At 51.1% G+C, this 12,323-nt stretch carries 12 protein-coding genes; all 12 read right to left on the bottom strand.

All coding sequences use genetic code 11. The annotated features are described in order from the left end of the window. Position 1: 1 nt before the first annotated feature. The 12 genes from SPTER_RS23935 to SPTER_RS23880 all read right to left on the bottom strand — a co-directional run bounded on the left by SPTER_RS23935 (position 2) and on the right by SPTER_RS23880 (position 11,926). Complete coding sequence (locus SPTER_RS23935; protein ID WP_144353083.1) at positions 2–301, bottom strand: UxaA family hydrolase; 300 nt, start codon at positions 299–301, stop codon at positions 2–4. Between the two features lie 76 nt (positions 302–377). Continuing rightward, positions 378–1,661: a nickel pincer cofactor-dependent isomerase, group 22 gene (locus SPTER_RS23930; RefSeq protein WP_144353082.1), complete on the bottom strand. Its 1,284-nt coding sequence runs from the start codon at positions 1,659–1,661 to the stop codon at positions 378–380. Positions 1,662–1,708: 47 nt separating this feature from the next. Then, positions 1,709–3,211: a tripartite tricarboxylate transporter permease gene (locus tag SPTER_RS23925; protein WP_144353081.1), complete on the bottom strand. Its 1,503-nt coding sequence runs from the start codon at positions 3,209–3,211 to the stop codon at positions 1,709–1,711. A gap of 15 nt (positions 3,212–3,226) precedes the next feature. Further along, positions 3,227–3,685: a tripartite tricarboxylate transporter TctB family protein gene (locus SPTER_RS23920; RefSeq protein ID WP_144353080.1), complete on the bottom strand. Its 459-nt coding sequence runs from the start codon at positions 3,683–3,685 to the stop codon at positions 3,227–3,229. 94 nt (positions 3,686–3,779) lie between these two features. Beyond that, on the bottom strand, positions 3,780–4,781 hold the full coding sequence (locus SPTER_RS23915; RefSeq protein ID WP_144353079.1) for a tripartite tricarboxylate transporter substrate binding protein: 1,002 nt from the start codon (positions 4,779–4,781) through the stop codon (positions 3,780–3,782). Positions 4,782–4,822: 41 nt separating this feature from the next. Beyond that, on the bottom strand, positions 4,823–6,013 hold the full coding sequence (locus SPTER_RS23910) for a mandelate racemase/muconate lactonizing enzyme family protein (protein ID WP_144353078.1): 1,191 nt from the start codon (positions 6,011–6,013) through the stop codon (positions 4,823–4,825). 543 nt (positions 6,014–6,556) lie between these two features. After that, positions 6,557–7,213, bottom strand: coding sequence for a LysE family translocator (locus tag SPTER_RS23905; RefSeq protein ID WP_144353077.1), 657 nt, complete (start codon positions 7,211–7,213; stop codon positions 6,557–6,559). 256 nt (positions 7,214–7,469) lie between these two features. Beyond that, positions 7,470–7,817, bottom strand: coding sequence for a hypothetical protein (locus tag SPTER_RS23900; RefSeq protein ID WP_144353076.1), 348 nt, complete (start codon positions 7,815–7,817; stop codon positions 7,470–7,472). A gap of 30 nt (positions 7,818–7,847) precedes the next feature. Continuing rightward, positions 7,848–8,825, bottom strand: coding sequence for a cysteine synthase A (gene cysK, locus SPTER_RS23895; RefSeq protein WP_144353075.1), 978 nt, complete (start codon positions 8,823–8,825; stop codon positions 7,848–7,850). 115 nt (positions 8,826–8,940) lie between these two features. After that, positions 8,941–9,822 (bottom strand): ABC transporter ATP-binding protein, encoded by an 882-nt coding sequence (locus tag SPTER_RS23890; protein ID WP_144353074.1) that lies wholly within the window; start codon positions 9,820–9,822, stop codon positions 8,941–8,943. Positions 9,823–9,834: 12 nt separating this feature from the next. Continuing rightward, complete coding sequence (locus SPTER_RS23885) at positions 9,835–10,674, bottom strand: ABC transporter permease (protein ID WP_144353073.1); 840 nt, start codon at positions 10,672–10,674, stop codon at positions 9,835–9,837. 292 nt (positions 10,675–10,966) lie between these two features. Beyond that, positions 10,967–11,926 (bottom strand): ABC transporter substrate-binding protein, encoded by a 960-nt coding sequence (locus SPTER_RS23880; RefSeq protein WP_170233412.1) that lies wholly within the window; start codon positions 11,924–11,926, stop codon positions 10,967–10,969. Between the last annotated feature and the right edge of the window lie 397 nt (positions 11,927–12,323).

Raw genomic sequence — 12,323 nt, 5'->3', positions numbered from 1 at the left:
TTTAATCCTCCTTTTGTAAGTCGCCGCGGCCACGCAGACTCTCTATATTTTGCACATGCGCATGACAGCCGCTCGGAATATCGGCTGTTGCCCGGCCGATTACCTCGCCATATTTTAAAATATCATCTCCCAGACGAATAGGGCGAACAGCAAATTTATGCCCATAAGCAATATCCTGCCGCAAAACTACCTGCGTTAGCGTCAGCCCCAGCCGGACTGACGCCTCCTGGCCCGCTTTTAAGTCTTGCACTGCGGTCGCCACATTATCGGTATCACTCAATACGATTGCGTCGATAGCCATATTTTCTCCTCCTCTGCCGGAATCATTGGCAAATTACGGCCACACCGGCAGGAATCACTGTGATTTATCCCGGTCTTTACCAGCAGCCGATATCTGTCAGGTTTCCCGCATCATCAAAGACCATGGTTTCCGGCCGCCCGGCTATGGCTAGGCAAGGATGCGCCAACGCCTCAGCCAGCATGGACTGCGAAATAAAAATATCTTCCAGCCGCAGTGTATTGCCAATACGTACCATGCGGACAGCTGCCGGGTCAAGCTTGTTGCAGGTCTTGACGCCGGCCAGAATAGCCATACGGTCCGATTCCATAATCACTGGTATCCGCGCTGCCTGCAGGGTTGTCGAAGTCAGAACATTGGTATACGTAGCGTCAAAGTCAATTTTGCTAAACAGGCGGCGGGTGGTGATATCCGCCATTCCCATCCCGACGGCATTACCGTGGCTGGCGGAACTGACATCCAGCACAATTAATTTGTTGGGGCCGGGGCCGACATGTAAGCAGGAGGTTGACGCCCGGCCGGTAATATGCGGATCCATGCCGCTGCCTGAAAATTCTTTTCCCATTTGATCAACAATCAGCACATCGACAGGCTGCAAAAACAGTTTCGGCATATTTGCCTTGGCTTCCGCCAGTAGTTCCTGCTCGGTTTCGATAATTGATTCCGCAGGGATGGCCACAAGCTTCGCCAGCCGGTCATAGGCATTCTCAACCGTGGCAATGCCAAACAAAACCGGGGACCGCTGCAGCCCGACCCGGGCTATTTGCACGATAAACCGGGCCATGTGCTCAAAGCCCAGAGCATGGCAGGCAGCGGCGCCTTTCTGCTTGCCCAGGCCGATGGCCAGCATCTTTACCAGGCCGCTTTCATTGGTCCCACTGAAAGCACTGTGGGCTTTGACCCGGTTAATGACCACGATGCCATCCGCCGTCGCCGCCGCTTGATCCATTAATACCGGCAGGCCGTTATTCAGTTCTCCTAAAGCAACCACTTCCATGGAAGCAACAATCGGACAGCCGGCACTTGACTCGGTGACGCCCAAACTCGCCAGCAGCTGTTTCTGGCCGGCCGCGGTGGCACCGCCGTGGCTGCCCATGGCCGGGACAATAAAGGGCCTGGCCCCCCGGCGCTGGAGTTCCTCAACCACAACCTTTACAATCCGGGGTATTTCAGCCATACCCCGGCTGCCGACAGCAATCGCCACCCGCATGTCCTGCTTCACGCGACCGGCAATGTCCGGCTGCCGCAATTGTGCCCGCAGCGCTGCCGGCACATTATCAATGGCCGCGGCGGGAAAGCATTGTTTGACCCGGATCATGGGCGGCAGTCTCACACTTTGCAACAAATCATTAATAACCGCCACCTAACCACCTCCATTCATTGCACTGCCTAAAATCAGCTTCACCCGCTTTATTCCAGCTCGGCGGCCAGTGTATCCCGTTTCTTTTTCCAGGAACCGTAGCTGCTAACCGCCAATATGGCCGCAATGGCAATCATACACCCCAGCGAAATCGGCCGCATAAAAAAAATGCTCAAGCTCCCGCCCGACATCAAGAGCGATTGTACAAAAGACGATTCTATCGGTTTGCCCAGAACAAAGGGCAGTATGGTTGCCGCCATCGGAAATTCAAGTTTTTTCATGAAATAGCCGATGACGCCAAAAAGCAGCATGACCCACACATCAAATATGCGGTTATTGATGCTGTAAGCTCCCAGGACACAGAACGCCAGTACCAACGGGAAAAGCACCGGGAATGGAACCATGGCTACTTTGCCCCAGATCCTTGCCATCGGCAAATTCATGATTAACAGCATGACATTGCCGATGTACAAGCTGGCAATAACTCCCCAGACAAATTCAGGTTTCTCCAGAAATAATTGGGGACCGGGAGCCAGACCATGCATCATGAACGCCCCCAGCAGGATGGCGATGGTCGGCGAACTGGGTATCCCCAGCGTGAACAGAGGTATATTGGCTGCGCCGGCGCAGGCGTTATTGGCCGTTTCCGGGCCGGCTACCCCCTCGATAGCCCCGTTGCCAAAACGGTTGGGGTCTTGCGCCACTTTTTTTTCTACGGAGTAGGACATTAACGAAGCGATAACGGAATTGGCCCCCGGCAGCAGGCCTACCAGAAAACCAATAACGGTGCCCCGGCCAATGGCTCCCATTGTCGGCTTCCATTCATGTTTTTCCGGCAGCAGCTTTTTTACTGCATGCGGCCGGTTCCGGGACGTTTTTTCCGACACACCCAGCATGATTTCCGACACGCCGAACAAGCCCATGGCGATAGCCACCAGTTCCAGGCCGCTGTTGAGCTCCAGCACACCAAAAGAATAACGGATGCTGCCCGAAACAGGATCATCACCGACCATTGCCAGCAGAAATCCAAACAGGGCGGCGATAATACCTTTAAGTAACGATTTGCCCATCAGACCGACCAGCATCGTCAGGCCGAGCAGCATTACGCTGAAAAATTCAGGCGGTCCGAAACGCAAAGCGGCTTTTGACAAAATCGGGGCAATAAAAGTCAGGCCGATTATGGCCGCCGTGCCGCCGATAAAAGAACCGATCGCCGATACTCCCAGCGCCGTGCCGGCCCGCCCCTGCTTGGCCATTGCATAGCCGTCAATGCAGGTGATCACGGAAGCCGACTCACCCGGGGTGTTGATCAAAACAGAAGTGATGGTTCCGCCATACTGCGAGCCATAATAAATGCCGGCCAGCATAATAATTGCCGACGTGGGGTCCATGCCGAAGGTCACTGGCACCAGTATGGCGGTTCCGGCCACCGGCCCCAGTCCGGGCATAATGCCGACGAACATCCCCATGGTTACACCGATCAGACAGTACAATAGATTCCAGCCTGTGGTTGCCACCGCAAAGCCTAACAATAAATTACCGACTGCTTCCATTAATGAATCCTCCTTCTACCAGCCGAACATACTGACGGGAAGCGGAACCGACAAAAGTATGGCGAAAATCCAGTACAGCAATACCGATGTTCCCAGTGAAACAATTACATTGTAGTACCATCGGAGATAGCCGCTAAACATTAAAAACAACATCAGGGAAGTGGCAATTACAAAACCGGCATACTCCACAATAGCGGTAAATATGATCATGTACAGGAAAATCAGACCAGTGTTCTTCAAACCTTCTTTATCCGGCAGCACCGTGCTAAAATCTATTCGTTCCTTCGTAATCGCATAACCCAGGTATAGTACAGAGAAGATAAGCATAAACAGGCTAAGCCAAAACGGCAGAAAACCCGGTCCGATACCGTTTCCCAGCCGGCTTTGATAACTATAGCCAAAGGATGCGGAGAAAAACAGCAGGGAAAATAAGAGAAAAAATCCCCCGGCCCATAAAGATGCATTTTTGTACATATCCCACACCTCATTTATTCCGCATTGCGAATAGGAAAAAGGATATTTAGCCACCTAAACATCCCTTTTCTACTCGTTACTGTCGGTTGTACAGTTATTTATTGAGTACCTTGGGCACGAGTTCCTTATACATCCGGTTCATTTCCACAATTTCCTTTTTCACTTCTTCCCCGGGTTTGTATTCAATTTCCAGGCCGGCGTCCTTGGCCATTTTCTGAAATTCCGGGTCCTCCATAATTGCCCGGTAGGCGTCATGGATCTTCTTTACTTTGTCCTCCGGCATGCCAGCCGGTCCGATAATAATCATCATGTGGGGATGGGCAACCGGAATACCGAGTTCGGAGGCGGTGGGAACATCGGGCAAGTTGGGAATTCTTGTTTTCTCCAGGGCGGCAAGAATACGGATCTGGCCGGATCTGACTTCATTGATGATTTCCAGGGGCTGTACGACAATGTAGTCGAGATGGCCGCCAATAAGGGCCACCGCCGACGGGCGCCCGCCGTCATAAGGCACAAACTGGCTCTGGGTACCGGCTTTCTGATTGAAGTCCATGCCTACCAGATGCTGCAGACTGGCAGTGGGGCAACCGGAAAATTTCAGCTGATTGGGATTCTTTTTGGCATAATCCACCAGGTCCTGCAGGGTGCTGAACTGGGAATCGGCCTTAACGGCCAGCACCAGGCGCTGGCGGACCATCCCCATAATATACGTGTAATCGTCAATTTTATAGGGAACATCGACTAGGTGAGGTCGCAGCACAAAACTGCCGTAGGTATTCATGCCGATGGTATAACCGTCCGGTTTGGCTTTAGCCACTTCGGCTGTACCCGGAACTGCAGCCCCGCCGGTCTTGTTGACCACAACCATGCTTTGTCCGAAATACTTTGGCATAAAGTTGGCGGTTAAGCGCTGCGACATATCGACAGCGCCGCCTGCCGCCCAGGGTACAATGTTTTGTATCGGTTTTGTCGGGTATTCTTCCTTAGCCGGAGCGGCTTGCTGCGAGCAGCCTGTCAAAAAAACCGCCAGTGTCAATACGAGGGCCGCCAGGCTGACAAGCAAGCTGACCCCTTTGTTCCCATGCATAAATTTCATTAACTATTTCCCCTCCACTGATTTTTCCTTATGTATGCTTGTTACTTCACTGTCACTACCTGGGAGGCTTTTATCGTTTCCTCCGTTAACTCCTGTCCCAGACCGGGAAGCTCAGGCACCTCGTACACGCCCTGCTTCGGCAGATAATCGTATTTGCACGATTTGGTATTGGCCTCCAGCAAAGCGTACCGGTGCAACTCGTGAATAATAAAATTGGGGATAACCGACTCAATGTGCAACGCCGCCGCTGTGGAAATCGGCCCGCCGCAAACATGCACCTGCACGGTCACATCATAAATATGAGCCATATCGCAGATTTTCTTGGCTTCCGTCAACCCGCCGCAAGTGCATATATCCGGCTGAATGACGGCAATGGACCCATCCTCGAAAAACGGCCGGTAGCCCCAGCGGGTATAAATTCTTTCACCGGCGGCAATCGGAATATTCACTTTGTCGGCTACTTTTTTCATTTGTTTGGGGTTCAGGGGCATAACCGGTTCTTCATAATAATAAATTCCCAGTTCCTCAATCATCCGCCCAAACTGAATGGCCGCAGTGGTGTCGGTAAATGCATGCATCTCCACAATGATATCGACATCCGGCCCGATTGCTTCCCGCATAGCTTTCAGCCGGTTGTAGCCCACACGCAGGGTACGGTCGGGAAGAACGCCGGTAAGGCCGCTCTGGTTGTAATTGCCTTTGTCATCCAGGACGGTTACATCGACTTTTATCGCATCAAAACCTTCGTCTACCACAGCACAGGCAACTTCCGCATACTGTCCGGGTGTCACCAGCAGCGACTTGTCCTTGCCTTTGCCCCAGCCCAACTGAAGCTGGCTGGCATAGGTTCTGATCTTATCCCGGGTTTTTCCGCCCAGCAATTGGTACACCGGCGTGTTGAGCGCTTTTCCTTTAATATCCCACAAAGCAATATCTATGCCGCTCATACCGGCGGAAAATACCGTTCCTCCTCCCTGACCCCAAAAGGTTTTTTTCTGCATCATATCCCAGATGGCCTCATTTTTCATCGGATCCAGGCCAAGAATAAGCTGCGCCAGGTCCTTGGCCATGCCGAAGCCTGCGGAAGCACCCACGCCATAGGCCAGGCCGACTTCGCCAAAGCCTGAGATTCCTTCGTCTGTGTTGACCCGTACAACAACCGGTCGCCATTTGCTCGTCGCCGAGCTGAAATCATTCGCAACATCAATAATGTCCACACTGGTAATTTTCATCGCACTACTCTCCCCCACTCATTCTCATACCACTCCGGGTCGGGCAAAATCCCAATGACTGTTTGTCACCATATGCCAAAGTTTGTGCACATGCCTCCCTTAATTTAATAAAAATAATATATTATTTTTATTATTATCATATATTGTTTCTCATTGTATCGCAATAGTTTATATTTTTTTGTCTAAAATTGTAGAATAGTTGACGCTATCCCTGTAAGAAGCCAATGGCACTGTTCAGCCCGTGGGTCGCTGACGCAAAAAGGCCAGGTGCCGGTTTCAGGTGCCGGCACCTAGCCTTCAGATGTCTGATCAGCTAATTCTACAGATACACATACGGCCCCGGCTGTCAGCCAGCGCCGGTTTCATTCTAGCACCTGCCACCCCATTCGTCAATCCCCTGCCGCTCCAATACCGCCGCCAATAACGGCAGCACGCCGTAGAATCAGGATTTATCACTTTCGCTGCGGGCCGTATACACCGGTTTCCAATATATCAACAATACCAACACCACCAAAATACCGGACTGGGCCTGCGGGGGTCTGATTATTTTTGCTGGGCAATTTTCAAACCCATACCGAGGAGCAATGCTCCGGTAAGTGTCTTTAACCATTTTTGAACTGCTGATGCGGCAATAAGGGGACGGAGTTTTTCCATGCCTAATACCAACAGGCCGTACCAGGCAACGGCAACCAGCGAATAAAGGACGGCCAGAATTAGGTACTGGAGGGCGACATTGTTCTCCGGATGAATAAACTGTGGAAAAAACATAATAAAGAACAGCACTGCTTTAGGGTTCAAAATACCGGTCAGGAGGCCTTGGGAATAGCAGGCCAATCTGCTTTTACCGGAATTTACAACAGACTGACAGTCGGCAGACCGGACATTGGCCAGTGGCTGCCGGTGCAGCCGGTAAGCATCGGCCAAACTCATGATTCCCATACCGGCAATATAGGCGGCGCCGCATAATTTTAATAAAGTATAGAGTTCTACGGACTGCATGATGATTAGCGATAAGCCCAGGCCTGACAACAGGGCGTTGCAGTAAACGGCCGTGGCAATGCCGCATACAATGTATATACCGGCGCGGCGGCCATTGACGCCGGCCGACTGCATGACCAGAATTGTATTGGGACCCGGTAAACACACCAGCAGGGCGACAACCCCGATAAATGAATAAATTTCTCTCGGGGAAAAAGGCACGACTGATTCCTCCTTGCCGGCTGCAGGCGGCTAACGATTGCCGGTTTGTGCAAGACATTGCTTATACCTTATGCAGCGGCCATAATAAATGTATAATCTAACTTTAGCAGTGATAGGCGATAAATGGAAGTATTTTTTAAAGTAAAAAAGCTACCCACTATTTCAAAGGTAGCTTACAGTTAAATTCTATTTTCAAGGAACAATCTTCTCAGTCTTTTCAACTTCAATAAATTACTTCCTTTGCCGGCAACAGCCTCTATTGATCCGCTGGTGACGCTTCGTCTGATGAAGGCGATTCATCGGTCTCACACTTCGGCAGCTCACAGGTAGCGCCCTGAGATTCAAAATACTCCAGCATGTCGCTGACACTATCCTGCGAGGCCTCAGACCCTGTTGTTTCCGGATTGTCCGCCGCAGTGGAAACGGCGGTTTTCTCCGGTAAAACATTTCCGTAGCGGTCGTTGGCCTGTACGGTTACGCCCGCCGTTAGCGACAGCACCATCAATATGGAACATAACAAAATCACTCTGCGGCCGACGTTTTTGCCTGCGGATTTGGCATGCGCTGTCCGGCTATTTTCCTGTTTTGTTTCATAACCCATCATATTGCCCCCTTTTTTCAGTGTCACGGATCACTACAGATCATTTAAGTCGAACTCGTTTCCGGCTGTCAATTCATCTTGTGTAAACTGGTCATTAAATAACCATGTGGATAAATAGCGTTCTCCCGTGTCCGGCAAGATAACAATCACGACCTTGCCGTTGTTTTCAGGACGGGCTGCCACCTGGATCGCCGCATGGGCCGCCGCCCCGGAGGAGATACCGACTAAAATGCCTTCCTCGCAGGCCAAACGGCGCGCCATAATGCCGGCATCCCGGTCATGAACGGTTACGATCTCGTCCAGCAGATCCCGACGCAGAATTTTGGGAACAAAGCCCGCGCCGATGCCCTGAATCCGGTGCGGGCCCGTCCTGCCCGCGGACAGAACAGGCGAATCCGCCGGTTCCACCGCGATAATCCTGACACCGGCTTTTCGCTCCTTCAGCACTTTTGCCACGCCGGTGATCGTACCGCCCGTACCCACACCTGCTACAAATATATCCACCTGCCCCTCTGTGTCCTCCCATATTTCCTCCGCGGTCGTACGGGTATGAATGTCGGGATTTGCCGGGTTGTTGAATTGCTGAGGAATAAAGGAATTGGGGATTTTTCCGGACAATTCCACCGCTTTTTCGATGGCGCCGTCCATTCCTCTGCTCCCCAGAGTCAGTACGATTTTCGCACCGAAGGCCTTAATCAGCTTGCGCCGTTCCAGACTCATGGTTTCCGGCATAGTCAAAATTAGCGGATATCCCTTGGCGGCGCATACAAAGGCAAGACCTATACCAGTATTGCCGGAGGTCGGTTCAATGATTACAGTGCCAGCTTTGATTTTACCGGCTCTCTCGGCCTCCTCCAGCATAGCAACTCCTATGCGGTCCTTGACACTGGACAGCGGATTAAACGACTCCAGCTTGACCAGCACAGTAGCCGGGATGTCCTTGGCAATGCGCCGCAGCCTGATTAAAGGCGTGCCGCCCACCGTTTTTGTAATGTCCTCATATATCTTCAAAAATTCGCACCTCCAGGTTGCTATAGGGCCTCCGTCTGTTTTCCGGATACCTCTGCAAATGTTAAAAGCCCGTCGCCAAACAAAATACTGTGCACAGCGCTTTTGTCACAAATCATCAAATAACGCCATATTCATATTCTCCCGTCAGCTCACTGTGAAAAATTTTTTGGATATTTGTACAAATTTCTTTAAATTCCGGATTGGTACGTCTTCTTGGCCGCGGCAGCTCTACGGGAATGATATTGCGTATGACGCCGGGCGAGGGAGCCATCAGTACAACGCGGTCCGATAAGTACACGGCCTCCTCAATATCATGCGTGATGTATACCACCGTCAGCGATGTTTTGGACCAGACCGCCGACAGATCCTCCTGCAGACGCTCACGATTGAAGCCGTCCAGCAAACCGAAGGGCTCATCCATCAGCAATATTTTTGATTTCACCGCCAACGCTCTGGCCAGCGCCACCCGCTGCCTCATGCCGCCGGACAACTGGTAAGGATAATTGTTTTCAAAACCCGCAAGCCCCACTGCCGCCAGCGCATTTTTGGCGGTCACTATGCATTCTTCCTTCGCAATACCGCGCAGCCGCAAAGCGAAGGTGATGTTATTCAGCGCTGTCTTCCACGGATAAATGGAGTGATCCTGAAAAACCATGCTGATATCAAAACGGTGCTTGTTTTTAAACAGGCTGTTGTACACGGGGGAGAGGAAGCGATATTTTTTCTCGTAGTCGCGCAGTTCATCCTTATTAACAGGGGGCGGCTCCAGCACCACCTTGCCATCAATGGTCACTGTCCCCTCCGTGGGCAACTGCAAGCCCGCAATCATATTGAGTATGGTGCTTTTGCCGCAGCCGCTCGGCCCGACAATGCTGATAAACTCCCCCCGGCGGATGCTAAGGGAGATATCCAGGATCGCCGTCATGCCCTCCGCTTCTCCGTTATTAGTGCTAACAGAGAAAAATTTGGTCACACTGTTCAGTTTCACAAAAGCCATTGCCCATTCCCCCTATCCCGTAACCTCTCCGATCTTCCAAAGCGACAGCTTGAGCTCGATAAATTTCAGTATCTCAATCATAAACCAGCCAAAGCCGCCCAGCATTACCATTGTCACCATCATCCGGTCGATCTGAAAATAATGCTTGGATTCCATAAGCATCCAGCCCAGGCCGCTGCTGGCGCCAAACATCTCTGCCAAAACCAGGCAGACGATCCCCATCGCCGTCCCGATCTTCATTCCCATTAAAATGGAGGAGAGCGCCGACGGAAAAACAACCTGACATAAAATCGTAAATTCACTTGCCCCGAACAGGCGCGCGGTGTTGATCAGCCTACTGTTAGTGTCTTTCGTGCCGGTGTAGGAGTTGAACAGCACCGGATAAAACACGCCCAAAAACACCAAAAAGCTTTGCATTCTCAAGTCCACACCCAAAAAGATGATGGTTATCGGCACCCAGGCAGGCGGCGGTATCGGCGCAAACAACTGGAAAAGCGGCAGCAGATGCTTCCTGATGAATACACTCCAGCCCATAAGCATTCCCAGAGGCACCGCCAAAAGCAGCGCAATAAAAAAGCCGATGAAAAACCGCAGTACGCTGATGGCCAGATGATCAAGCAAACGGTTGCCATGCATATCGGCATCGACCAACGCATCATAGAAGGAAACGGCAACCGTTGACAGGCGTGGCAACAGGCCGTCCGGAATCACCTCGAAAAGCGGCAGCAGCTCCCAGGCCAAAAGAATCGGAATAAATACCGTTGCAAAGGCTGGCGTAACAAAGCTGCCAAAAGAATTTTTCAAAAATAGCAACAGATCATTTTTAATTTCGATTAATGTCGGTTTTCTCATGAGTCCCCTCCAAAAATATGTACCAAAAACACCCCGTTAACCTGCCAAGACCACAACTCCCCCGAGACTGACGATCCAACCGGCGGTACAAATTCGCATTTTCCGGTTAGAAAACTTGGCTTATGCCAAGTCCTTTAGGACGCCGGCAGAAGCCGCCTGTGCCCTTCAGGGTAAAGATTTTTCTTATCCCTTAGATCATGGCCCCGGATTTTTATAATTCTGATGGGGTAAAAAAGGGGCGAGGAATGATCCCTGCCCCTTTGTGAAAAACATGCTAAATGACCTTTGTCTGTTACCAGGTAATGCCTTTGAATTCCTCAGCAAATGCTCCCGGAATTGGATTTTTGTTAATGATTTTCTGCTCTACCAGGAAATCTCCCAGCGCCTTGTGGAGGTCGGTCGTCAGTTGAGTTGTGAAGCCAAGACGGTGGTTGCCTCTTCTGATCGCTTCCGCCGGAGCGCGGGTATACTTGACAGCGATCTGCACGATGTCCTCCGCTACAGGATTTTGGCGGATCAATGCATTGGCCTCGTCGATCGCCTTGATGAATTTTTTGGCAGCATCGGTATTTTGGTCGATGAAATACTTGTTCGCGTTAATCGTGCGGCAGGTGCTGTCCTGCAGTTTATCTCGGAAGAGAGTGGTGTAGCCCGCAAGCTCTGCGATGCTGGCATGCGGCTCTTCCACAATGATGCCGTCCACCTGATTGGCTTTCAAAGCAGCGATTGCCGCGCCGCCCGCAAGGTTGACCAGCTTAAAGGAAACGCCGGCGTCCTTGGCCAGCTTCTGGATGAAAATCACTGCGCAACAAGAGGGTGAAAGTCCGCCGATGGTTTTGCCGTTAAGATCCGCCACTGTCCTTATGCCGGAATTTGGGGACACCGCCAAAACCGAGGTGCAGGGCTTTTTGACCTGCGCAATAAATTCGATCGGCGCCCCCCTTGCCACTGCAGTCATTACGGCTGTGGGGCATGCCCAGTAGATATCAGCCGCTCTGCTGATAACGGCATCACGCGCCGCCGACGCATCCTGCACTTCACGGATAACGACATCCAGGCCGTATTTGTCAAACAGTCCTTTCTCTTTGGCGACATACAGGTTCAGATGATGCGTTGAGGGCGTATCCGCCACCACAATCCGGGTGAGCGGAGCGGGTGCGGCGGACACGCTGGCGCCTCCCCAACCTACCAATAACAGTGTAAAGACTGCTATCAAAGCCAGCGCCGACATGGTGGTAAGTACCTTTTTCAAATCCTTCATTCCCCTTTCATTTTTTATAATAAATTTAATAATTCCTCTATATAATATTTTCTGAAAATTAACCAGGCTACTGTATAACGGAAAACCGAAAGAGTCCGCAGCCAGCGAAAATTCTGGGCTGCCGGGCTGCGCGTCGGATTAAACGGGCACCTTAAGCCAAGTTTGGCCATTGCAATAGTCTATAGTAGAATAACAAAAAAACCAAGGCGCGCTATTACAGCTGCCTTGGCCTTCAAATTTTTTTTGATCAGCCTTGCTTAAATATACATATCTTATTATCCTTAAATGAATAATACAGGAAAATTTTTCATCTGTCAAGCATTTTTCAAAGCCAGGATTGTGTCAGGTCAGTAACAACAGCCCCTGATTAATTATATTGATCCCGGTC

Origin of the sequence: Sporomusa termitida (assembly GCF_007641255.1) — a bacterium.
In the GTDB taxonomy this organism is placed as follows: Bacteria; Bacillota; Negativicutes; order Sporomusales; family Sporomusaceae; genus Sporomusa; species Sporomusa termitida.
The sequence above is the reverse complement of the archived record's forward strand: the minus strand, read 5'-3'. Positions and strand labels throughout refer to the sequence as shown.